Origin of the sequence: Rhodococcus sp. PvR044 (assembly GCF_040548995.1) — a bacterium.
GTDB classification, from domain to species: Bacteria; Actinomycetota; Actinomycetes; order Mycobacteriales; family Mycobacteriaceae; genus Rhodococcus_G; species Rhodococcus_G oryzae.
Genome location: NZ_JBEPSX010000009.1, coordinates 198,560 through 222,129, shown reverse-complemented (window position 1 = coordinate 222,129; position 23,570 = coordinate 198,560). Strand labels below are relative to the sequence as shown.

At 69.8% G+C, this 23,570-nt stretch carries 20 protein-coding genes; 12 read left to right on the top strand and 8 right to left on the bottom strand.

The window, feature by feature from the left end:
* From ABIC28_RS20740 to ABIC28_RS20715, 6 genes are all read left to right on the top strand, one after another.
* On the top strand, positions 1–840 hold the full coding sequence (locus ABIC28_RS20740) for an urea amidolyase associated protein UAAP1 (protein WP_354580607.1): 840 nt from the start codon (positions 1–3) through the stop codon (positions 838–840).
* Positions 837–1,493: an urea amidolyase associated protein UAAP2 gene (locus ABIC28_RS20735; protein WP_269590032.1), complete on the top strand. Its 657-nt coding sequence runs from the start codon at positions 837–839 to the stop codon at positions 1,491–1,493. The genes ABIC28_RS20740 and ABIC28_RS20735 overlap by 4 nt, the downstream gene beginning before the upstream one ends.
* On the top strand, positions 1,490–3,496 hold the full coding sequence (locus ABIC28_RS20730; protein WP_354580605.1) for a 5-oxoprolinase/urea amidolyase family protein: 2,007 nt from the start codon (positions 1,490–1,492) through the stop codon (positions 3,494–3,496). The genes ABIC28_RS20735 and ABIC28_RS20730 overlap by 4 nt, the downstream gene beginning before the upstream one ends.
* A complete protein-coding gene (gene atzF, locus ABIC28_RS20725; protein ID WP_354580603.1) occupies positions 3,493–5,169 on the top strand; it encodes an allophanate hydrolase in 1,677 nt (558 codons plus the stop codon). Before ABIC28_RS20730 ends, atzF begins: the two co-directional genes overlap by 4 nt.
* Positions 5,170–5,247: 78 nt before the next feature.
* Entirely contained in the window at positions 5,248–5,514 is a 267-nt protein-coding gene (locus ABIC28_RS20720) for a DUF1876 domain-containing protein (protein ID WP_097209922.1), read from the top strand.
* A 2-nt stretch (positions 5,515–5,516) separates the two neighbouring features.
* Entirely contained in the window at positions 5,517–5,864 is a 348-nt protein-coding gene (locus tag ABIC28_RS20715; protein ID WP_097209921.1) for a YidH family protein, read from the top strand.
* On the opposite strand, the gene ABIC28_RS20710 is transcribed toward ABIC28_RS20715, so the two are convergent.
* Genes ABIC28_RS20710 through ABIC28_RS20685 form a run of 6 tightly spaced genes read right to left on the bottom strand, consistent with a single transcriptional unit; the run spans position 5,859 to position 12,660 of the window.
* Positions 5,859–6,794, bottom strand: coding sequence for a formylglycine-generating enzyme family protein (locus ABIC28_RS20710; RefSeq protein WP_354580600.1), 936 nt, complete (start codon positions 6,792–6,794; stop codon positions 5,859–5,861). The two genes, ABIC28_RS20715 and ABIC28_RS20710, sit on opposite strands and share 6 nt — an antisense overlap.
* Before the next feature lie 22 nt (positions 6,795–6,816).
* Entirely contained in the window at positions 6,817–7,758 is a 942-nt protein-coding gene (locus ABIC28_RS20705; RefSeq protein WP_354580598.1) for an HAD family hydrolase, read from the bottom strand.
* A gap of 5 nt (positions 7,759–7,763) precedes the next feature.
* Positions 7,764–9,302, bottom strand: coding sequence for an arylsulfatase (locus tag ABIC28_RS20700; RefSeq protein ID WP_269590036.1), 1,539 nt, complete (start codon positions 9,300–9,302; stop codon positions 7,764–7,766).
* A 53-nt stretch (positions 9,303–9,355) separates the two neighbouring features.
* A complete protein-coding gene (locus ABIC28_RS20695; RefSeq protein ID WP_097209917.1) occupies positions 9,356–10,039 on the bottom strand; it encodes a hypothetical protein in 684 nt (227 codons plus the stop codon).
* A gap of 53 nt (positions 10,040–10,092) precedes the next feature.
* Positions 10,093–11,733 (bottom strand): FAD-dependent monooxygenase, encoded by a 1,641-nt coding sequence (locus ABIC28_RS20690; protein ID WP_354580595.1) that lies wholly within the window; start codon positions 11,731–11,733, stop codon positions 10,093–10,095.
* A 12-nt stretch (positions 11,734–11,745) separates the two neighbouring features.
* Positions 11,746–12,660, bottom strand: coding sequence for a DUF5995 family protein (locus ABIC28_RS20685; protein ID WP_209926235.1), 915 nt, complete (start codon positions 12,658–12,660; stop codon positions 11,746–11,748).
* Positions 12,661–12,747: 87 nt separating this feature from the next.
* Here ABIC28_RS20685 and ABIC28_RS20680 point away from each other — a divergent pair, with 87 nt between their 5' ends.
* The 3 genes from ABIC28_RS20680 to ABIC28_RS20670 all read left to right on the top strand — a co-directional run bounded on the left by ABIC28_RS20680 (position 12,748) and on the right by ABIC28_RS20670 (position 15,990).
* Positions 12,748–13,776: an Rv2578c family radical SAM protein gene (locus tag ABIC28_RS20680; RefSeq protein ID WP_209926236.1), complete on the top strand. Its 1,029-nt coding sequence runs from the start codon at positions 12,748–12,750 to the stop codon at positions 13,774–13,776.
* A 58-nt stretch (positions 13,777–13,834) separates the two neighbouring features.
* Positions 13,835–14,773 (top strand): serine hydrolase, encoded by a 939-nt coding sequence (locus ABIC28_RS20675; protein WP_354580592.1) that lies wholly within the window; start codon positions 13,835–13,837, stop codon positions 14,771–14,773.
* Between the two features lie 83 nt (positions 14,774–14,856).
* Positions 14,857–15,990 (top strand): AI-2E family transporter, encoded by a 1,134-nt coding sequence (locus ABIC28_RS20670; protein WP_097209912.1) that lies wholly within the window; start codon positions 14,857–14,859, stop codon positions 15,988–15,990.
* Positions 15,991–16,021: 31 nt separating this feature from the next.
* Here ABIC28_RS20670 and ypfJ read toward each other — a convergent pair whose 3' ends face one another.
* On the bottom strand, positions 16,022–16,966 hold the full coding sequence (ypfJ, locus tag ABIC28_RS20665) for a KPN_02809 family neutral zinc metallopeptidase (protein ID WP_209926240.1): 945 nt from the start codon (positions 16,964–16,966) through the stop codon (positions 16,022–16,024).
* A 151-nt stretch (positions 16,967–17,117) separates the two neighbouring features.
* Here ypfJ and aspS point away from each other — a divergent pair, with 151 nt between their 5' ends.
* The 3 genes from aspS to ABIC28_RS20650 all read left to right on the top strand — a co-directional run bounded on the left by aspS (position 17,118) and on the right by ABIC28_RS20650 (position 21,792).
* Positions 17,118–18,914 carry an aspartate--tRNA ligase gene (aspS, locus tag ABIC28_RS20660; protein ID WP_209926242.1) on the top strand — a complete coding sequence of 599 codons (1,797 nt, stop codon included), beginning with the start codon at positions 17,118–17,120 and terminating at the stop codon, positions 18,912–18,914.
* A gap of 211 nt (positions 18,915–19,125) precedes the next feature.
* On the top strand, positions 19,126–20,313 hold the full coding sequence (locus tag ABIC28_RS20655; protein WP_209926244.1) for a phosphotransferase family protein: 1,188 nt from the start codon (positions 19,126–19,128) through the stop codon (positions 20,311–20,313).
* Between the two features lie 24 nt (positions 20,314–20,337).
* Positions 20,338–21,792, top strand: coding sequence for a phytoene desaturase family protein (locus tag ABIC28_RS20650; protein ID WP_354580589.1), 1,455 nt, complete (start codon positions 20,338–20,340; stop codon positions 21,790–21,792).
* Here ABIC28_RS20650 and ABIC28_RS20645 read toward each other — a convergent pair.
* Complete coding sequence (locus ABIC28_RS20645) at positions 21,774–23,453, bottom strand: alkaline phosphatase D family protein (RefSeq protein WP_354580587.1); 1,680 nt, start codon at positions 23,451–23,453, stop codon at positions 21,774–21,776. The two genes, ABIC28_RS20650 and ABIC28_RS20645, sit on opposite strands and share 19 nt — an antisense overlap.
* Between the last annotated feature and the right edge of the window lie 117 nt (positions 23,454–23,570).

The window sequence follows — 23,570 nt, the reverse complement described above, 5'->3', positions numbered from 1 at the left end:
GTGACCGCAACCAACACCACGACCGCTGCCCGCGCGCACGCCCGCGCACAGGCGGGCGAGATCACCGAGTCGATGCCGGTCCTGCCGGCATCCCGGTGGCCCAGCCCACCGGATGGTGTGCCAGCCGAGCACCTGACCTGGGCGGAGACCGTACCGGGTGGCCGCTACACCTCGAAGGTGCTGGCCCGCGGTACCAGGCTGCGCCTGCGCGACCTCGACGGGGCCGCCTGCGCGAACCTGCTGCTCTACCGCGCCGACGCGCCATGGGAACGGCTCAACGCTGCCGACACGGTGAAGGTGCCCTGGCAGGCCTACCTCGGTACCGGGCATCCGCTGCTCTCCGATCAGGGACGGGTCCTGGCCACGATCGTCGCCGACACCTCGGGGCGGCACGACGCCTTCTGCGGCACCAGCAGCCTGGCCGACAACCTCGCGCGGTACGGAGAGGGCGCCGCGCACTCGGGCGCCCCGGCGGGCCGGGAGCTGCTGACCCTCGCCGCCGCCAAGCACGGCCTGACCCCTCGCGACCTGCCACCGACGCTGAGCTTCTTCCACGGCGTCCGGGTCGAGGCGGACGGCGCCCTGACCAGCACCGGGAACGCCGGGGCCGGAGCGGAACTCGAGCTGCTGATCCACCTGCCGGTGATCGTGCTCATCGCGAACACCGCGCACCCGCTCGACCCGGCGCCGACGTACCCGACCACCTCCCTCGAGGTGCTCGCTTGGGAGGCGGCGGCCGATCTCGCCACGCTGCCCAACGAGGACCCCGAGTACCGGCGGGCGGTCCTCAACAGCGAAGACGTCTGGGCCGCCGCACAGTTCGGAAAGGACGCGAAATGACCTCCACCCTCGACAACCTCGCCCTCGTGCCCGGCGCCGTCGTCCTCGACGAGGCCGTCGGTGCCCGCGGACCGTGGTCGGCGATCGTTCGCGCAGGCGACGTGCTGACCATCGTCGACCTGCACGGAAACCAGGCCGTCGACAGCCTCTTCTACGCGGCCGACGACCACGCCGTCCGGTACTCGGCCGCGGCGACCGTTGCCGCGCAACGCAACCTCTTCCTCACCACGGGAAGCGTGCTGCGGGCCGACGATTCGAGCGCGCTCATGACGATCGTCGCGGACGAGGTCGGCAATCACGACACCGTCGGCGGCGCCTGCTCGCAGGAATCGAACACGCTGCGTTATGGCCATCACACCAAGCATCAGCACGCCTGCGTGGAGAACTTCCTGGCCGAGGGCGCGAAATGGGGCCTGGGGAAACGCGATCTGGTCTCCAACATCAACTTCTTCATGAACGTGCCGGTCGACGCCGACGGAACCCTCGGGATCGTCGACGGGCTGTCCGCGCCCGGCAAGCGGCTGGCGCTGCGGGCCGAGGTGGACACCCTGGTGCTGGTCTCGAACTGCCCGCAGATCAACAACCCCTGCAACGGCTTCGACCCGACCGAGGTCCGGATGATCGTCACCCGGCCGACCGGGGACAACCGATGAACGCCGTCACCGTCCAGCGGCCGGGAATGCTGACGGCCGTGCAGGACTGGCCCGGTCGGGTGGGCTACTGGCAGATCGGGGTGCCGCCGTCGGGGCCGATGGACGACCTGTCCTTCCGGCTCGGGAACGTCGCGCTCGGCAACGACGAGGGTGCACCCGGCCTCGAGTGCACCATGGCGGGCCCCGCCCTGCGGTTCGCGGAGGCGACGACGGTCTGCGTGACCGGCGCGCCGACGGTCGTCACGGTCGATGGGCGGCCCGTCCCGTCGTGGCAGGCGGTCGCGGTGCCCGCGGGCGGCGTCCTCGACGTGGGCGCGGTCAGTGGTCCCGGCCTGCGGATCTACGTCCTGGTCCGAGGCGGACTGACCGTGCCGGACTACCTCGGCAGCGCTTCCACCTTCACTCTGGGGCGGTTCGGCGGCCACGAGGGCCGGACCCTGCGCGAGGGCGACGTGCTCGTCGCCGGTGGCGGTTCGTCGAACCCGGCTGCCGCCCAACCTGTTCCGATGGAGCACCGGCCGGTCATCGGTGGCCACTGGGAGATCGCGGTCACCGAGGGGCCGCACGGGGCGCCGGAGTTCTTCACCAGGGAGGACATCGACACCCTGCTGGCCACCGACTACGAGGTGCATTTCAACTCGGATCGCACCGGCGTCCGGCTGATCGGGCCGAAGCCGGACTGGGCGCGCACCGACGGCGGCGAGGCGGGACTGCATCCGTCCAACATCCACGACAACGCCTACTCTGTCGGGGCGCTCGATTTCACCGGCGACACCCCCATCCTGCTCGGGCCCGACGGCCCCAGCCTCGGCGGATTCGTCTGCCCGGTCACCGTGGTGGCCGCGGAACGATGGAAGCTCGGCCAGCTCAGCCCGGGGGACACCATCCGGTTCGTCCCCATCCGCGCGGCCCACGCCGCGTCGAGAAGCGAACTGGGACTGGGGCGCCGGGCCAGCCTGTCGACGGTCTTCGGGCGGGGCGGCGACGGCGACGACGGGGTGATCGCCAGGCGGGACGGGGCCACCCAGGTCACCTACCGGCGCTCCGGCAACGACAACGTGCTCGTCGAGTACGGCGACATGAGCCTGGATCTGGCCCTGCGCGCGCGGGCACACGCCCTGCACCAGCGGCTCGAGGCGGAGAAGCCGGCGGGCCTGCTCGACCTGACCCCCGGCATCCGGTCGCTCCAGGTCCGCGTAGACCCCGACGTGCTGCCGGTCCCGAAACTGATGGGCCTGCTCGCGGAGGCCGAGGACCAGCTCCCCGACGCCTCCGAACTGGTGGTGCCCAGCCGCGAGGTCCGGATGCCCCTGTCCTGGGACGACCCCTCCACCCGCGAGGCCATCAAGCGGTACATGCACGGCGTCCGGGCGGACGCGCCCTGGTGCCCGTGGAACATCGAGTTCATCCGGCGGATGAACGGTCTGGAGTCGGTGAACGACGTCTTCGAGACCGTCTTCGGTGCGCAGTACCTGGTCCTCGGGCTGGGCGATGTCTACCTCGGCGCGCCGGTGGCCACCCCGCTCGACCCGAGGCACCGGCTGGTCACCACCAAGTACAACCCGGCCAGGACCTGGACGCCGGAGAACGCGGTCGGGATCGGCGGCGCCTACCTGTGCATCTACGGGATGGAGGGTCCGGGCGGCTACCAGTTCGTCGGTCGCACCACGCAGGTGTGGAATCACCGGCACCCCCAGCGGTCGGGGCCGTTCGAGGAAGGCACCCCCTGGCTGCTGCGGTTCTTCGACCGGATCAGTTGGTACCCCGTCGAACCCGACGAGCTGTTGGAGTTGCGAGCCGAGACGGCCGCAGGCGGAGCGGGCGGGGTCCAGATCGTCGACGGCAGCTTCTCGCTCGCCGAGCACGACCGGTTCCTCGCGGACAACTCCGAGTCGATCGACTCGTTCCGCGCCACCCAGGCGCGGGCGTTCGGGGCCGAACGCGAGGCCTGGTCCGCGGCGGGGGAGTTCGCCAAGACCGAGGTAAAGGAGGTGGCCGCATGACGGCGGTGGAACGGGTCAGGGCGGCGTATCGCGCGATCGAGGCGGCCGACCGGCCGGAGATCTGGATTCACCTGCGCCCCGAGTCGGAGGCGTTGGCGGAGGCGGAGGCGGTGGACCGGCGCGCCGACACGCCGCCGTTGCGCGGCACGGTGCTGGCGGTCAAGGACAACGTCGACGTGGCGGGGATGCCGACCACGGCCGCCTGCCCGGAGTTCGCCTTCCGACCGGAGTCGGACGCCGAGTCGGTTGCCGCCCTGCGGGAGGCGGGCGCGGTGGTGATCGGGAAGACGAACCTCGACCAGTTCGCGACCGGCCTCGTCGGCACCAGGAGCCCGTACGGCGCGGTGCGCGATTCCCTTCGCCCCGAGTACATCTCGGGTGGCTCCAGCTCGGGCTCCGCCGTGGCGGTCGCGCTCGGCCTGGTGGACCTCGCGGTGGGCACCGACACCGCCGGATCGGGGCGGGTGCCCGCAGGCCTGCAGGGGATCGTCGGGATCAAACCGACCTACGGGGTCGTCTCCGCCGAGGGCGTCGTGCCCGCGTGCGCGTCCTACGACTGCGTGACGATCTTCGCACCCGACCTGCACGGTGCGTCGCGGGCGATGGCCGTGCTCGCCGCGGGCGCGCCTGGCCGAGCCTGGCCGGCGGACGTCCGGCTGGCCGCGCCGCCGCGGCCGCGGGTGGCCGTGCCGCGCGAGCTGCCTGGCCTCGACGCCGACTGGGCGGCGGCGTTCGGCGCGGCGGTCCGCGCGCTGCCCGAATCCGGCGCCGAGATCGTGGAGATCGATCTCGACCCGTTCCTGGCCGCAGCCAGGCTCCTCTACGACGGGGCGCTGGTGGCGGAGAGGTACGCGGCCGTCGGGGCGTTCGTGGATTCGCGGCCCGGCGCCGTCGATCCCACCGTCCTGGCGATCGTCTCGCCTGCGGGCGGGATCGAGGCGCATCGACTGATCGCCGACCGGAGCCGCCTGCAGCAGCTGCGCGCCACGGCGATGGCGCGGTTGGAGGGCATCGACGCCCTGCTGATCCCCACCGCTCCTGAGCACCCGACCATCGCCGAGGTCGCGGCCGACCCGATCGGGGTGAACTCCCGGATGGGGACCTACACCAACTTCTGCAACCTCTTCGATCTGTGCGCGGTGGCGGTACCCGCAGGGACCGCGGGACCCGCACATTTCGGGGTGACCGTGCTCGCGCGTGCCTTCGAGGACGCGGTCGCGGCGGACATCGCGGGGATGGTGACCGGCTCGGTGGTCGAGGGGTGGTCCGCAGCGGCGGCTCCGTCGGTCGAACTGGCGGTGTTCGGCGCCCACCTGCTCGGCCAACCGCTCGAGCACCAGCTCACCACGCTGGGCGCCCGCTGGCTCGGGCCCGTGTGGACCGCGCCGAACTACCGGCTCACGGCCCTGGACACCGTGCCCCGCAAGCCCGGACTGATCCGGGTGGCCGACGGCGGGGTGTCGATCGCGGGGGAGAAGTGGCTACTCTCCCCGGCCGCACTCGGGGACTTCCTCGCCGAGCTGCCGACACCGATGCAGCTCGGCGCCGTCGAGTTCGACGACGGGAGCTGGGGGACCGGATTCGGGTGCGATCACGCCGCGGCGGCCCGCGGCCGGGACATCAGCGAGTACGGCGGCTGGAAGGCGGCGCTGGCGGCGGGGGCGCTCGGGTGAGGGGCCGATGCTCTCGCGCTCTCGACGGGTGGCCGCGCGCCTGCAATGGTTGAGGTGTGACTCGAGGAGGTGAGCATGATGGACGTGAAGCAGTGGTCGGTGGGCGTCGTCATCGACGAGCACGACGGCCGAACGCGGGCCAAGGCACGGCTGAGCGCGGGCGAGAAGCCTGAGATGGTCGGTGTCGGGCTGGCCAGGCTCAACCCGGAGGACGCCGACGTACCGGCGATCGGCGACGAGCTGGCGACCGCGCGTGCACTGGCAGACCTGTCCCACCAATTGATCGAGGCCACCGCGGCCGATATCGAGGAGGTCACCAAGCAGCCGTCGAATCTCTACAGCTAGGCATGAGCCGCAACCTGTTCGGCCCAACCCAGCCGAATACCGGCAGCACCGCTCGCGACCATCTCGCGAACGAGCGGACCTATCTCGCGTGGCATCGCACCGGTATCAGCGTCGCCGCGCTCGGTGTCGCGGTCGCGAAGTTCGCCCCGAACCGCGGCGGCCACGCCGTCGCCGCCGGGTTCATCCTGATCGGCGCCGGACTGCTGGTGTCCGCGTACGGCACCATGCGCTACCGGGCCATCAGCAGGCAGATCGAGTCGGGGGAATTCGCCCCGGCGACCTTTGCCGCGATCGCCACCTCGAGTGTCGTGACGGTGCTCGCGCTGCTCGCGGTGGTGGTCCTGCTATGAGCCAGGAACGTCCGCGACGCAGCGGAACCCGATGTGACTCATCCCGGTGTCGATCATCTGCGGCCTCCTGGCCGCGGGCCGATACCGTCGGCAGTAGCTGTCCGCGCACAGGAACGAGCCGCCCTTGATCACCTTGCGGGGAACCAGGAACTGCGGCTGGCGGGGGTCGAAGCTCTCCGAGCGGCCGGGCCCGCGCGGGTTGCGAGGTGCGCAGCACGACTCCGTCGTGTCGGGGTGTCGGTCCGAGTACCAGTCCGCGGTCCATTCCCAGACATTGCCCGCCATGTCGCGCAGGCCGTACTCGTTCGGCGGAAAGCCTCCGACGGCGGTGGTGGTGCCGTAGCCCGCCTCGGCACGCCACGGGAAGTCCCCGTGCCAGTAGTTGGCCAGCGGGCGGGACTCGGATTCGGGGTCGTCGCCCCAGGTGAAATCGGCGCCGTCGAGGCCGCCCCGAGCCGCGGCCTCCCATTGCGCTTCGGTGGGCAGCGACCGGCCCGCCCACCGTGCGTACGCTTCCGCGTCCTCGTGCGCGACATGGACCACGGGATGCTGTTCCAGGCCGGCCGTCGACGACACGGGGCCCATCGGGTGCTGCCACGACGCACCGACCGTCCAGGTCCACCACTGGCTCAGGTGGCGGAGGTCGACGGGACCCGGAGTGGGCGTGAACACCATCGAGCCCGGTTGCAGGTTCTCGGCGGGAGCCCCGGGGAACTCGGCGGGATCGAGCGGGCGTTCGGCGACCGTGACGTAGCCGGTGTCCCGCGTGAAATGCGCGAACTGCGCGTTGGTGACCGGGTGGGTCTCGATGGCGAAGACGTCTACCGCGACGCGATGCGCAGGACCTTCCTCCTGGTAGTGCCGATCCGAGCCCATGATGAAGGTCTGGGCGGGGATGCGCCGGACCTCGGAGACGATCTGGGTTTCCAACGAAGCCTTTCCTACTGCCTGATCAGGTGACGGCCGACGAGAAGACGTTCGTCCAGTCGTTCTTCATGCTCACCACGGTCCAGTTCTTTTCTCGTGCGTGATCGAGGGCCTGCTCGGCTCCGGCGACGTAGTCGAACTCGCGGTCGGCGTCGTCGTGCAGGATCAACGCCCGCAGGGACGGGCGGTCGGGCTGCCCGGAGAAGGCGAGCATCGGCAGGTCGCCGTTGGAGTTGCCGACCGACAGAATCGGCCGTCGTCCGATCCGGCTCCAGATCCGGATCGGTTTCTCCGGTCCGTCGTCGAAGAAGTCCATCGCGCCCTTGTAGAGCAGGTCCGTCGCCTCCGCTCCCTCCCGGTACGAGAGGCCCAGGGCGCTGCCGATGATGCGTTCCGGCGGAATCCCGTAGAGCTCGCCCGCAACCGGGCGCATGAAGTCCCGATCGCCGCCCGACGCGATGTAGTTCGCGAAGCCGTTTGCCTCCAGGTAGCGCAGGAGCTCGACCATCGGCGCGTACCCACAGCCCCGATATGGGCGGCTGAGCGTGGGGTGGTCGGTGCCGGCGAAGAATGCCCGGACCCGAGCATCGTAGTTCTCGACCGTGACGGAATCGAACGCCTCGGTGACCGCGCCCATCAGCAGTCTCAGGTCGCCGTCGTCGCCGTGATAGTGCTTGACCATCGCCGCACCGAGCCACTGGAGGTCGTGCTCGTGGGCCGCCTTCCAGGGTTGCCTCTCCTGGAGGGCGGGATCGCCTGCCGCCATCTCGGCGAAGCGCCGGACGGTGAAGTCGAGCTGGATGGGCATCGGCTTCTCACACCAGAGCGTGCCGTCGTTGTCGAAGACGGCCACCCGGTCCATGGGTTCGACGAAGTCCTGGCCGCCCGTGGTGGTGACCCGCTCGACGAAGTCGACGATCGCGGCTCGGGTCGATCCGTCCGCCCAGGAAGCCAGGTGGTTCCCCATAGACGTCAGTCCTTCGCCAGGAAGGCGTGCAGCTTGGCCACCGCGTGGTCGATGGTGAAGCTGGCCGGCTCCTGCCGCGGCGGGAACTCCTTGAAGGTCTCGAGGAACTGACTGGTGATGAACGTGCCGTAGATGGCGATGTAGTCGTGGTCGAGGAACCAGTCCCAGTAGGTGTTCGAGGTGATGTCGGCGCGCTCGAACGGGTCGGTGCGCAGGTTGAACACCTTCGGTACCCGCAGGGCCGTGAACGGCTCCGCCCACAGCCCGAGGGTGCCCTTGGCCCGTTGCTCCATGAACACGATCTTCCAGTTGTCGAAGCGTATGCCCAGCACGTCGCAGTCGTCGGAGAAGTAGATCAGCCCCCGGCGCGGGGACGTCTCGACCTCACCGGTGAGGTACGGGAGCAGGTTGTAGCCGTCGATGTGCACCTTGAACGTCTTGTCGCCGACGGCATGCCCTGCCTTGAGTTGGTCGACGATCTCGGGTGCGCCCGCGGCGGCGAGGAAGGTCGGCAGCCAGTCGTGATGCTGGACGATCTCGTTGGACACACTGCCCGCGGGGATCTTGCCCGGCCAGCGGATCACCTCGGGAACCCGGAAGGCGCCCTCCCAGTTGGTGTCCTTCTCGCTGCGGAACGGGGTGGTCGCGCCGTCCGGCCAGGTGTTCGCATGGGGACCGTTGTCGGTGCTGTAGATGACGATGGTGTCCTCGGCGAGGCCCAGGTCGTCGACCGCGTCGAGCAGCCTGCCGACATGCTTGTCGTGATCGACCATGGTGTCGTGGTACGGCGACTGCCAGTGCCCGGCCTGCCCGAGGCTCTCCGGTTTCGTGTGGGTCCGCAGGTGCATGTGCGTGGTGTTCATCCACACGAAGAACGGTGTGTCGGCTTCCTTCTGCCGGGTGATGAAGTCGATTGCCGCGGAGACCGTCTCGTCGTCGATGGTCTCCATCCGCTTCTTGCTCAGCGGCCCGGTGTCCTCGATGCGTTGCTTCCCGACCGGCCCGTAGCGCGGATCGACCTCGCCCGCGTCCTCCTCGGTGGCCCAGGTATGCAGGACACCGCGCGGCATCATCACCTCGTGGAGTTTGGGGTAGTCCTGCGCGCTGGGGTAATCGGCGAGCTCGGGCTCCTCCTCGGCATTGAGGTGGTAGAGATTGCCGAAGAACTCGTCGAACCCGTGCACGGTCGGCAGGTACTTGTTGAGGTCACCGAGGTGGTTCTTCCCGAACTGCCCCGTCGCGTATCCGAGCGGCTTGAGCAGCTCGGCGATGGTGGGGTCCTCGGCCGACAGCCCGATGTCGACTCCCGGGATGCCCACCTTGCTCATGCCGGTGCGGTACACGCTCTGACCGGTGATGAACGAGGCGCGGCCCGCCGTGCAACTCTGCTCGCCGTAGGAGTCGGTGAACTTCATGCCCTCGTCGGCGAGGCGGTCGATGTTCGGTGTCCGGTACCCCATCAGCCCTTCGCTGTAGCAGCTGAGATTGGTGATACCGATGTCGTCGCCCCAGATCACCAGGATGTTGGGTTTGTTGTCCGCCATCGTTCGCTCCTCGCGTGTGCGGTCGGATGCAAAATGTCGCGGTTCCGACGCTGCTAGGGGCGCCCGTGGTGCGCATCACCCGTCTCGGGTGAGAGTCGCCGCCGGGCTCGGTCCGTGGTGAGGATGTACGCGCTGATCAGGATGACCCACGCCGGGAACGCCAACGTCACCCACAGGCTGAAGCTGACGACCACCAGCAGGCTGAGCGCGAGCACATAGGTGATGATCGCCAGCGTCCGCGGCATCAGGCCGGTGCGCAGCCAGATGGTTCCCAGCGAGATCATGAACACCGCGGCCATCCGGACCTCGTAGACGTTGTTGATGTGCAGCATCACCTCGCGGCCGAAGTACATCAGCTCGCCCTCCGGGGCCTTCGATTGCCGGGAGACGGCGAGGAGTCCGCCCGCCAGCGCCATCGACACGCACATCATCGCGAGGAGCAGCAGCCCGCTGCCGAGGAAGACGGTGGAGAAGAACCGGTCCTCCAGCTCCCCGAACCGGTCGCGGACCACCCCCATGAACCACAGGAAGGCGATGCCTGCGAAGGGGGCTAGCACCAGGGCGATGGTGATCTGTGTCTGGCCGCGCAGCCAGGGGGACCCGGTAGCCGCCGGCAGCGAGGTGCGCAACAGCACGATGCTGGCCGCGAACAGGACGCCGAAGACGATCCCGGCGACCGCCGCGGCGCGTGGCGTGCGCAGCTTCCGGAACTCGGCCTCTCCCAGCGTGCCGGCCATGGGATCAATCTTCGCCGAAGTTCGGCCGAAGGACCAGCACTCCGTGCGACCGATCAGCGCAGGGTGCGCGCCAGGTTGTCGGCGAGACCGGCGAGGGTGACCTGGTCAGAGCGGTACCCGACGTAGCCGTCCGGGCGGACGAGGAACCCGGTTCGGTCGCCTGCGCCGTATCCGGCGGCGAACCTGCCGTCGGCGTCGCGCAGGATGATCCCCGAGACGGTGGGCAGCTCGACATCCCGGGCGACGATGACGTGGCTGCGCACCGCCAGGCCGAAACGGTCGGTCACCTCGGCGGCGAGCGCGCGCTGCGTCTCGGCGTCCCTGGCGTCGGAGGCCCACAGCAGCAGCGTGTGGCCTGGGTGACGGAACAGTTCGTGCAGACGGACCGTGAACGCGACGCTGTCCTGACGCAGGCCCGCGGCATCGGGCGCGCGATCGCCTGGGCGGGGGAGCGCATCGACCGTTCCTGACCCGGCCCCGACCAGCGGGCTCGTGGGATAACCGACGAGCAGCTGTGCCTCCCGCACGATCGCCTCGGCGGGGTCGGTCATGTCCGCGCCGATGCCCTCCCTCGAGCTCTTGACGGTGCGCCCCACCACCTCCTCGCCGACGGGGTGCCGCTCCTCGTGATAGCTGTCGAGCAGCAGTGGCGCCGCTGAACCGGTGACGGCCAGCGCCAGCTTCCAGCCGAGGTTGTATGCGTCCTGGACGCCGGTGTTCATCCCCTGCGCGCCGGTGGGCGGGTGGATGTGCGCGGCGTCGCCCGCGAGGAACACCCGACCGATGCTGTACCGGCCCGCCAGCCGGTGGCTGATCCGGAAGACCGAGGACCACCGCAGGCTGCTCGCGGTCGTCGGCTGAGGTGAGAGCCGGTCGAGCACGGCCTGCACGTGCCGTAGCTCGGGCCGTCGCCCGCCCTCGAGGCCGTGTGCGACCTCACCGGAATCCGGAGGCGCAGTGGCGAGTTCGTCAGGGACGAGCATCGAGATCCGGTAGCGCTTGTGTCCGGGCAGGGGGATGCAGACCAGCAGGTCGTCGGTGACGCCGTCGGTCTGATGCATGGCCCGGACGCCGTACCCGGCCGGCATCGTCCAGTCCACCTCGACGTCAGCGAGCATGTACTCCTCGGCGAAGGCGCCGCCCTCGAAGGAGATTCCCGATCCCTTGCGGACCAGGCTGTGCGCGCCGTCGCAGCCGACCAGGTACTGCGACTCGACCGTGAACTCGCCGAACCCGTCCCGGACGGTCGCGTGGACCCCGGCCGGATCCTGTTCGAAGCCGGTGAGTTCGGTGCCCCTGGTGATCTGGCCGCCGAGGCCCTCCAGTGCCTCGGCGAGGACCCGTTCGGTCTCGCACTGCGGGAGCGCGAGGAACCCGTACGGGATCTCGGTGGGCAGGGTGAGGTCGAGCTGGGCGACCTCGGCGCCGTTGACGTAGACGAGCTGTCCGCGCATCGTGGTCGCCGCGTCGAGCGCGGGCCGGACCACTCCCATCGCGTCCCAGACCTCGACGGTGCGCGGCTGGATGCCGACGGCCTTCGCGTAGGGCGCGCGCTCGGTGAGACGGTCGACGACGATGACGTCGATTCCGCGCCTGCGCAGTTCCACCGCCAGCGTCAGCCCGACAGGCCCAGCCCCGACGATCAGGACATCGGTCGTCACGGGCGCCACCTGCGGTTCGACTGCCGAGGTCATCCCTGGATTCTGTCAGAGCCCGCCGAGTCGGGTGAGCAATTCGATCGCGCCGTCCGCGGTGGCCAAGAGCGCCTCCATCTCCGCGGTGGCGGCGGGCGCGGTCTGCGGATTCTGCAGGGCGAAACCGTTGGCCAGGGTGAGGGTGTTGTAGCCGCTGTCGGCGGCGCGCAGCAACAGTTCGGAGGCCACTCCCTCGCCCGCGATCCGGTCGAGACCCTCGCCGAGGAAGTAGAACCGCCACAGGGGGCCCAGATCGGCGCCGTACACGGCCTTCGTCCTGGCGACGATCGCGTCGCCGTCGGTGGCGATGGAGTCGACGATTTTGTAGTAGTCGGCGACGTTCCGCTCGGTGGTGCCGGTTGCGGCGACGGCCCGCGCGAGGTCGACCGTCAGGTGCGCGTTGTAGCCGATCATGGCGACCCGGGCGGGGGACAGGGTGCAGTCCCTGCTCAGTGCGAAGTAACGCTGCCATGCGGGTTCGGTTGGGGTGCCGGTGAACTCGGCGTGGACGTTGTCCAGGTAGCGGCGCAGCAGATCGGTGCTGATCGCGTGGGCCCATTCGGGGGTGACGAAGGCGGCCGGGTCGCGCTGCAGCGGCATGACGGCCCGTTGCACGACGGCGTCGAGTCCGATGCCGAACAGTCCGCGCCGGTCGCCGTGCGAGACCAGGATGTCGGATATCCGTTGCTGGCGGACCACCTCCTCCTCGAGTCGGTCCATCGACGAGGTCGCGGTGATCGTGGTGGTGTCGGACAGCGCGGCGACGGCGCCTGCCTCGGCGGCGGACAGCTGGGTGCCGCAGGCCGAGGCGGTCGCGGGATCGGCGGCCGCGGGCCGCGTGAGGGTGAGCGAGGCGAGGAGCGCGATCGAGGAGAGGGTGACGAGGCGGGAGACGGACGTGCGCGAGGTGGTCCGGCGCGGGCTCATCGCCGGAGTGTAACGACCGCGGTGCGGTGATGACGGTTGTCTGCGAGCGCACTTGACAGCGCCTAGAACACGTGTTCGACTCTGTGTATGCGATGGCAGGGGCAGGCTCTCGACGCCGACGACGGCGCCCTTCCCGGGCTCGCCCGCGCCGGGCTCGTCCGCACAGTACAGACGCCCGAGTTCGAGGGCATCACGTTCCACGAGGTGCTCTGCAAGTCCGCGCTGAACAAGATGCCCGACGAGTCCACACTGCCATTTCGCTTCACCGTCAATGCGTTTCGCGGCTGTTCCCACGCGTGCCGATACTGCTTCGCCAGGCCGACCCACGAGTATCTCGACCTGGACGCGGGCCGGGACTTCGACAGCCAGGTCGTGGTGAAGACGAACGTGGCCGCCGTGCTGAGGCGCGAGCTGGCCCGTCGGTCGTGGAAGCGCGAGCACGTCGCGCTCGGCACCAACACGGATCCGTACCAGCGGGCGGAGGGGCGCTACCGGCTGATGCCGGGGATCATCGGAGCGCTCGCGGAGTCGGGCACGCCGTTCTCGATCCTCACCAAGGGCACCCTCCTGCGCCGGGACCTGCCCCTGCTCACGCTGGCGGCGCGGCAGGTTCCTGTGGGGATCGGGGTCTCGCTCGCGATCGGGGACCCGGACCTGCAGAAGGCCATCGAACCGGGCACGCCGTCGCCGAAGGCCCGGCTGGAGCTGATCAGGGCGATCGCCGACGCCGGATTCGACTGCAACGTGATGGTCGCGCCGGTGATCCCGTACCTGACCGACTCGACGCGGCACCTGGACGAGTTGCTGGGGGCAATCGCAGACGCGGGCGCGAGCGGGGTCACGGTGTTTCCGATGCACCTGCGCGGAAGCACCCGGGGGTGGTTCCTGAACTGGCTGGCCGAGGAGCATCCCGCGCTGATCCGTCGGTACCGGCAGCTCTACGGTCGCGGCGCCTATGTGACCCCGGAATACAAGCTGTGGCTGCGCGGCCGGGTCGCGCCGCTGGTCGAGAAGTACGGACTCGGTGGTGATTCGGGCCATCGGCAGGAAGCCGCGCCTGCACCCGTGCGCGAGCTGGTCGGGGCGGGTACTGCGCCTGCGCTGACGCTGTTCTGAGACAACGCCGAATCCTATAGTGGTAGCAGGGAAATACTCCTGCTTCAAAGGTCGGCATATGTCCGGGTGCGCTCGCTCGGGATGGGTTCGCGGGGCGATGGGCGCCGCGCTCGCGGTAGCGATCTGCGCGGGCCTGACCTCCGGTGAGACAGCAGCGCCCGGGTGGTCGGCCGCGCCCACCGGCCCGGTTTCGCGCTCCGAGAGCGACGGCCTGTGCGACCCGCTCCCCGATGCGCTTGCGTCCGCGGTCGAGGAGGCGGCGGCGGACGGCGACATCGTCGGGATCGCCTACCTGGACCGAGCGACCGACGTCTACCTCGGCGCGGGCGACACGGCAGTGAGATTCCCGGCGGCGTCGCTGGCGAAGCTGTTCATCGCCGACGACTACCTGCATCGCATCGCGGCGACTCCGGCGGCGATCGACGGCGAGATGCTGGCGGGGGTCGTGTCGATGCTGGCCACCTCCGATGACGGCGCGGCCGAGCTGTTGTGGACGCTCGGCGGCGGCCCGGCCGTCGTCGAACGCGTAGCCGAGCGGTACGCGCTGTCCGCGACCTCGGCGGACGGTGCCTGGTGGGACACCAGCGTCACGGCCGCCGATATCGCCAGGTACTACGACGGCCTGCTCTCCGGGCGCGGCGGCCTCACCGAGCCCGCGCGGCAGATCATGATCGTCGGGCTCCAGGCGGCCGCGCCCGTGGCCGCCGACGGATTCGACCAGGGCTTCGGGGTCCGGGCGACGCTGGAGCGGTGGGGTGGACCCGGGATCAAACAGGGCTGGATGACGACGGGGGACAGGACGATCCGGCATTCGACGGGGTTCGGGGGACGCGACCACCGGTACGTCCTGGTCGAGCTCGCGGCCCTCGACTCCGGGTCGCCATCCGTCGCCGACGACATCGTCAACGCCGATGCGAGTGCCAGGGCCACCGCGATCGTCGAGGCCGCGATGTCCGCGAGCATCACCGAGGCCACCGTCTGCGTCAGCACGCCGTGACGGCCGGTTTGGTGCCCGCGCCGGAACGGTCGGCGAGTACATTTCCGCTGTAGCGGCACGACCATCCGACCACGGAGTGTGCGATGACCGACGACAGCGAACCGAACGCACGGCAGGCGCCCGAACCCGCGGCCGATGCGGGCACAGCCACCTATCGCCGATGGCTGCGGACCGCGATCCTCTACGTTCTCCTCGCCGTCGCGGGCTACCAGGTACTCGGCTGGCTGCTGCACAACCTGCGCGGTTTCCTCGGCATGCTGTTCCTGGCATGGCTCTTCAGCGTCACCATCGAACCGGTTGTCGACTGGTTCGAACGTCGTGGATGGCGCCGCGGCGCGGGCACGGGACTGGTGCTGGTGTCCCTGCTGCTGTTCTCGATCGGATTCCTCGCGGTGTTCGGGGCGCTGCTCGCCGAGCAGCTGGCCCAGCTGCTCACCGCGCTGCCGGGGGCCGTCTCGCGAGTGACGGAGTGGGCCAACCGGACCTTCGACACCAACTTCTCGACCGGCGATGACCTGCTCAAGCTCACCCCGGACACCATTCGCGAACTGGCGCAACGCTTCACGCCGGGGGTGCTCGGGATCGTGTCGTCCCTGCTCGAGGTCGTGTTCCAGGCGATGACACTGCTGCTGTTCGTGTTCTACATGTCGGCGCAGGGCCCGGCGCTGCGCCGGACGATCTCGAGCTGGTTCCCGGCCCGGCAGCAGCAGGTCATCTCCACCGTGTGGGAGATCTCCGTCGACAAGGCAGGCGGCTACGTGGTGTCCCGATTGATCCTGGCGGCGGTGAGCGCCGTCGCCACCGGCATCTTCCTGATGGCGATCGGGGTGCCGTATTGGCTGCCGCTGGCGATATGGACCGGAGTGGTCTCGCAGTTCATCCCCACCCTCGGCACCTATCTCGCGATCGCGCTGCCCGCGATCATCGCCGCCGCGGCGCAGCCGATGGACGGGGTGTGGGTGGTGGTCTTCGGGACGGCGTACCAGCAGGTCGAGAACTACCTGCTCCACCCGCGCATCACGTCCAAGACCGTGTCGATCCACCCGGCCGTCGCCTTCGGCTCGGTGATCGTCGGGGCATCGCTGTTCGGCGCGATCGGCGCGCTGGTGTCCGTCCCCGTCGTCGCGGTGATCCAGTCGCTGGTCGAAACCTACGGTCGCCGTTACGAACTGGTCCACGATCGACAGGCCGAACGCGACGCGCCCGCCGCCGAGTAGGGGGGCGGGCGCGTCGGGACCGGTTCCTGGGTCAGCGTTGCGCCAGCGCGGCGGGGTTGTCCAGGTCGCGGGTCGCGTAGGTGTTGCAGGCGCTGACCTGCCCGGTCTTGTAGCCGGTGGCGAACCACTTCATCCGTTGCTGGGAGGAGCCGTGCGTCCAGCCCTCCGGATTCACCCGGCCGCTGGAGGCCTGCTGGATCCGGTCGTCGCCCACCGAGGAGGCGGCGGACAGGGCGTCCTTGATGTCGTTCTCGCTCAACTTGTTGAGGAACGGTGCACCGCCGCCGGGGGCCGGCTTGGTGTCGGCGTAGTGCGCCCAGACTCCCGCGTAGCAGTCGGCCTGCAGCTCGGTCCGCACCGCGCCGGACTCGGCGCCCTTCGGGTCGGCCTGCGCCCGGCCGATGTCGCCGAGCTGATTCTGGATGTGGTGACCGATCTCGTGCGCGACCACGTATTCCTGCGCGAGCGGGCCCGCGCTGGAACCGAACTGGTCCACCAGCAGTTGGAAGAAGCTGGTGTCGAAGTAGGCGGTGGAGTCGGCCGGGCAGTAGAACGGGCCGACGTCGCTGGTGGCGTTGCCGCAGCCGGTGTTCACCGCGCCGGAGAAGAGCATGACGCCGGGCTGGACGTAGCGGACGCCGGTCTGTTTCTGCAGTTCCTCGCCCCACACCGAGTCGAGGCTCCCGGTGGTGTAGACGACACGGCAGTTCACGTCGCGGTTCGCGTCCGCTCCGGACTCGCAGTTCTGTACTTCCGACAGCGAACCGGTACCCAGCTGGGCGGAGTCGGAGGCGCCGGTCAGTCCGCCGAGCAGCGAGCCCGGGTTGCCGCCGAGCAGCAGGGCCAAGACGAGCACCACCAGTCCGCCGAGGCCGCCACCGAGTGCGGCCTTGCCGCCCCGACCGCCTCCGCCGCGGTGGCCGCCGCCCACCGTCACGCGGCCCGAGTCCATCCGCGCACCCTCGTTGAAGGTCATCGTCATCGCTTTCGTTCGAAGTCGAGAACTGCGGATACAGCTTTACACGCGATCGCGTGCAAAGTTCCGACTGCGCGGTTATGTCTTATGAGTGTCTCTCCGTAGGATCGCACCAACTGAGAAGTCGCTGGATAACTGTGGAAGGAACCCCGTGCTGCGCACCCACCTCGCCGGCTCGCTGCGAGCCGAGCACGCCGATCAAACCGTCACCCTCACCGGATGGGTTGCCAGGCGTCGCGATCACGGCGGAGTGATCTTCATCGATCTGCGCGACGCCTCCGGGGTCGCCCAGGTGGTGTTCCGTGAGGGCGAGGTCGCCGAGCAGGCCCACCGCCTGCGCGCCGAGTACTGCGTCAAGATCACCGGCAGCGTCGAGGTCCGGCCGGAGGGGAACCAGAACTTCGAGATCCCGACCGGCGCGATCGAGGTCAACGCGACCACGCTCGAGGTGCTCAACGAGAGTGCCCCGTTGCCGTTCCAGCTCGACGACCAGGTCGGCGAGGAGGCGCGCCTCAAGCACCGCTACCTCGACCTGCGTCGCGAGGGTCCGGGTCAGGCGATCCGGCTGCGCTCCAAGGTGAACGCGGCGGCCCGCGAGGTGCTGGCGCACCACGAGTTCGTCGAGGTCGAGACCCCCACCTTGACCCGGTCCACCCCCGAGGGTGCCCGCGACTTCCTGGTGCCCGCGCGCCTGCAGCCGGGCAGCTTCTACGCGCTGCCCCAGAGCCCGCAGCTGTTCAAGCAGCTGCTGATGGTCGGCGGCATCGAGCGCTACTACCAGATCGCGCGCTGCTACCGGGACGAGGATTTCCGTGCCGACCGGCAGCCGGAGTTCACCCAGCTCGACATCGAGATGAGCTTCGTCGAGCAGGACGACGTCATCCATCTCGCCGAAGAGATCCTCACCAACGTGTGGAAGCTGATCGGCCACCAGATCAGCACCCCGATCCAGCGGATGACCTACGCGGAGGCGATGCGCCGCTTCGGCTCCGACAAGCCGGACCTGCGTTTCGGGCTCGAGCTCGTGGAGTGCATGGAGTTCTTCAAGGACACCACCTTCCGGGTCTTCCAGGCCGAGTACGTCGGCGCCGTCGTGATGCCGGGAGGCGCCAGCCAGCCGAGGCGTCAGCTCGACGGCTGGCAGGAGTGGGCGAAGCAGCGCGGCGCCAAGGGACTGGCGTACGTCCTCATCGGTGAGGACGGGGAACTGACCGGTCCGGTCGCCAAGAACCTGACCGACGCCGAGCGCGAGGGCCTCGCCGCGCACGTCGGTGCCAAGCCGGGCGACTGCATCTTCTTCGCGGCAGGCCCGACGAAGCAGATGCGCGCCCTGCTGGGCGCCGCCCGCGGCGAGATCGCCCGCAAGCAGGACCTCATCGACCCGAACGCGTGGGCCTTCCTGTGGGTCGTCGACGCACCGATGTTCGAACCGACCGCCGACGCCACCGCCAGCGGTGACGTCGCCCTCGGCTACAGCGCGTGGACCGCCGTGCACCACGCCTTCACCTCGCCCAAGCCCGAGTCGATGGACACCTTCGACACCGATCCCGGCAAGGCGCTGGCCTACGCGTACGACATCGTCTGCAACGGCAACGAGATCGGTGGCGGCAGCATCCGTATCCACCGCAAGGACATTCAGGAACGCGTCTTCAAGGTGATGGGGATCGACCACGAGGAGGCGGAGGACAAGTTCGGCTTCCTGATCGACGCCTTCTCCTACGGCGCGCCCCCGCACGGCGGCATCGCGTTCGGCTGGGACCGCATCACCGCGCTCCTCGCGGGTATGGACTCGATCCGCGAGGTCATCGCCTTCCCGAAGTCGGGCGGCGGAGTCGACCCGCTCACCGATGCGCCCGCGCCGATCACCCCGCTGCAGCGCAAGGAGTCGGGCATCGACGCCAAGCCGGAGCCCAAGAGCAAGCCGGAGACGGACACACCGGCCTCCTGACCGACCGGGAACCCGACCGGCCGCACCTGCGGGTGCCGGTCTGGTCGGGTCCCCGCAGGTGCGGGTCCGTGCTTCGCGGGCCAAGTCTCCATCAATTTTTCGTACGGATCGGTCTGTTTCTGCAGGTCCGCATGGCGCGTCCATCGGTAACCGACCGGACGGGCGACCGAGGGGGCCCGCTCCGGGGCCTGGGCGGGTAGGTTGGACGGCGATGACCGCACTATTGGCCGACCCCGTTTCAGAGGTAGTCGCAGCAGCCGAGCAGCTGCTGGAGCGACGTACCGGAGCTCCGGTCACCCTCGTTGACCCCATCGATCTGGGCGGCAGCGGCCGCACGGTCGTGCTGCGCGTCCGCTGCGCCGAGAATCCCTTCTCGCTGCCACGCACCTTGGTGATCAAGCAGGTCCGCGAACTGTCCCCGGAGGCCGAGGCCAGGCGCATCGCCGCCTACGCGGCACTGCCCGCCGACGAGCCGCGGGTGATGGACACCGCCTTCCTCCGCGAGGCCGTGTCGTACCAGTTCGCGACCGCGCTGGCGACCGACAGCAGGCCGGGCCCGGAACTGATCGCCTACGACCTCGACGCTCGACTGCTGGTGCTGACCGACCTCGGTGACGCCACCCCGATCGCCGAACTGCTCCAGCAGGCCGACGAGGCGGCGGTCACCAACTCGCTGATGGCACTGGCTCAGGCGATCGGCCGGATGCACGCCGCGACCGTGGGGCGCGAGGAGGACTTCACCGCGCTGCTGCGCCGCGCCGACGTGCCGCACTTCGGAAACAGCATCTCCGAGCAGGTGGTCGCGTCCGCCCCGAAGGTGCCCGCGTTGCTGCGCCGCGAGCTCGGCATCGAGGTCGGCCAGGACATCGTCGATCGCGTCGCGAAGGCCGCGCGTCTCTTCGACGGCGGCCGCTACCGCGCCTTCAGCCCGTCGGACCTCTGCCCGGACAACATCATCGTCAACGATGCCGGGGTGCGCTTCCTTGACTACGAGTGGGGCGGGTTCCGCGATGCGACGCTCGACATCGCCTACGCCCTCGTGTCGTTTCCCGGCTGCCTGTGCGGGGTCGAACTGTCGCCGGAACGCTCGGCGGCGATGGCCGAGGCCTGGCGCGCCGAGGTGGTCGGGATGTGGCCGCAGCTGGCCGACGACGAGGTGCTCTGCGCCAGGATGCTCGAGGCCCAGCTGATCTGGGTCTGGCTCTCGACCTACTGGTACCTGCCCGACGACCACGAGCGGATCGCCGCCGCCAGGGAGCACCACCTGTCGCTGCCGCGTTCGAAGGCGCTGATCGCGCGGTGGAACACACTCGCGTCCTGTGCCGACCACGCCGGGGCGCCCGACGTGGCCGCGCATGCCCGCGAGGTCGCGGAGCGGCTCGCGACGTACTGGGCGTAAGGACGTCAGTCGCGAGGAGGGCCGATGAGCTCGGCGCTGGTCGTCGGCAGCGGGCCCAACGGGCTCGCCGCCGCCGTGCACCTCGCGCGGAACGGCGTCGAGGTGCGGGTGCTCGAGGCGGCCGACACGATCGGCGGTGGTACCCGCTCCGGTGAGTTGACCGTTCCCGGTCTGATCCACGATCACTGCTCGGCGTTCCACCCGATGGGCGTCGGCTCTCCGTACCTGGCCACGCTCGGCCTCGAGAAGTACGGACTGACCTGGCGATGGGCCGAGATCGACTGCGCCCATCCGCTCGACAGTGGTGATGCGGGCGCACTGCACCGTTCGATCGAGGACACCGCGGCAGGGCTCGGTGTCGACGGGCAACGCTGGCGCCGGATGTTCGGTGACCTGGCGGACGGGTTCGACGCCCTCGCCGAGGACCTGATGCGACCGGTGCTCGCCGTCCCGCGCCACCCGGTCCGCCTCGCGGCCTTCGGGCCGCGAGCGCTGCTCCCCGCCACCGTCACCGCGCGGTGGTGGCGAACGGAGAAGGCGCGCGCGCTGTTCGGTGGCGTCGCCGCGCACGCGTACTGCCGGCTCGATCGGCCGGCCACCTCCGCGGTGGGACTGATGATCACCGCCGCCGGACACCGCTATGGCTGGCCGGTGGCCGAGGGTGGATCCCGGTCGATCACCGATGCGCTCGCGGCGATGCTCGTCGAGCACGGCGGCACCATCGAGACCGGCGTGCGCGTGCGCTCCTTGGCCGACATCCCGCCCGCGGACGTGGTGCTGCTCGACGTCGCGCCCGCGGGCGCCCTCCGAATTCTGGGGGACCGGCTCCCTGCGCGGGTGGCGCGCGCGTACGCGCGTTTCCGCCCGGCGCCTGGTGCGTACAAGGTCGACTTCGCGATCGACGGCCACGTGCCGTGGACGAACCCCGACTGCCGCAGGGCAGGAACTGTCCACCTCGGTGGCGACTTCGCCGAGATCGCGGCCAACGAGCGTCTGGTCGGTGCGGGCGTGATGCCGCGGCGCCCGTTCGTCCTCATCGGGCAGCAGTACCTCGCCGACCCGACGCGATCACGGGGCGATGTACATCCCCTGTACGCGTATGCCCATGTCCCGCACGGATATCCGGGCGATGCGACGGAGGCGGTGATCGCGCAGATCGAGCGCTTTGCACCGGGATTCCGCGACCGGATCATCGCGACCGATGTCACCGGGCCCGCCCGGCTGGCCGAGGACAATCCGAACCAGGCGGGGGGCGACATCATCGGCGGCGCGAACAGCGGACCTCAGGTGGTCTTCCGGCCGCGGACGGCGCGTGACCCGTACGACACCGGTGTCGAGGGGACCTTCCTCTGCTCCGCCTCGACCCCGCCTGGCGCGGGCGCACACGGGATGTCCGGGTACAACGCGGCCCGGTCCGCCCTGCGTCATCTGCGCAGGGCGGACTCAGCGCCTCGGGGTGCTCAGGCGCCGGGCCGGTAGGAGGCGGGGTCGAGCGGTGCGCCGACCGGGAGCGTGCGCTGGGCACCGTCCGCCACCCGGTAACTCACCGCGTGGCGCACGGTCGCGTTGGGGTCGATCGGGTCGCTGACGTAGAACCAGTCCATCTGCGAACCGGCCGTCGCGATCTCGAACACGCCGTAACCGTGGGAGTCGAGTTCGACGTACCGGACGTGCCGGTTGACCGCCTTGAACCCCTCCTCCGCCGCGACGCTGACGGTCCGCGGCGGCACGCCGAGCGTCTCGTCGATGTTCGGGGAGGTCACCGACGGCACCACGAACTCGGTGCCCACCGTGGCGCCGCCCGGGTAGTTCGCGGCGTCGATCGGCAGGTCGCATGCCCAGGACGTGTGGATGTCACCGGTCAGGAAGACCGTGTTGTCGACACCCGCGGTCGTGATCGAGTCGAACAGCCGGCGTCGGTCGGCGGAGTAGCCGTCCCACTGGTCGGTGTTGTACGGAACACCCGCATCGGGCAGCCCGACCATGTCGGTGAGCGCCGCGGTGGTCTTGGTGTCCAGTGGCGGGAACAGGCAGGGCGCGATCATCACCGGGTTGCCGACCACCTTCCACTGGGTCGGTGACGACACGATGCCCTTGGTGAGCCAGTCCATCTGGGCGCGGCCGGTGATGGTCCGGTCGGGGGAGTCCACCTTGCGCCAACCCGCCCCCGACGAGGCCGGCTCGTCGCGGTAGGTGCGCAGATCGAGCATCGAGATCTCCGCCAGGTTGCCGAACCGGAAGCGCCGGTAAAGCGTCACCTCGGTGCCGGACCCGGTCACCCGCACCGGCATCCACTCGAAGTAGGCCCGTGCGGAACTGGCCTTGCGGGTGGCCCAGTCGCCCTCGGTGGCAGGGTTGTGGTTTTCCGCGCCGCCGTCGAAGGAGTTGTCCGCGGACTCGTGATCGTCCCAGGTCGCGATGAACGGCAGCTTCGCGTGCAGGGCCATCAGGTCAGGGTCGGTCTTGTACTGGGCGTGCCGGATCCGGTAATCGGCGAGGGAGACGATCTCGTGCGCCGGCTCGTGCGGCCGGACGGCTCCGTTGCGGCCACCGTACTCACCGCGACCGTATTCGTAGATGTAGTCGCCGAGGTGCAGGATCGCGTCCAGGTCCTCGCGCTGCGCGAGGTGGCGGTATGCGCCGAAGTAGCCTGCCTCCCAGTTGGAGCAGGACACCACGCCGAAGCGCAGCCGCGCCAGGTCGGCATCGTTGGCGGGTGCGGTCCTGGTGCGTCCGACGGGGGAGACCTGGCCGCCGACCGCGCCGCCACGGGCGGTGAAGCGGTAGTGGTAGTAGGTGGCGGGCTTGAGGCCGGTGACGTCGACCTTCGCGGTGTGGTCGGAGTCGGCGCCCGTGGTGACGGAGCCGCTGCGCACGACCGAGGCGAAGCCGGGGTCGGTGGCGACCTGCCACTCGAGCGAGATCGACGGTCCCGCACCGGATCCGGGCTGCGCGTCGGCGGTCGGGGTGATGCGGGTCCAGATGATGACCCGGTCGGGGAGCGGGTCTCCGGAGGCGACGCCGTGCGCGAAGCCGACGGCGGGCGCGCCGGGTGCGGCGGCGGCGGTGCCCGCGGCCACAACGGTGATGCCCACACCCGCGAGCGCGGCCGAGCTCTTCAACAGGGTGCGCCTGCTCACGCTGGGCAGGGTGGTGTGGTCGGGAAGGCAGTTGTCAGACACCCGAGCATCACAGCCGAACATGGACGCGCGTTCAAACTGCAAGGGGGTCGATCGCCCAATGTTCATCTGACGTTC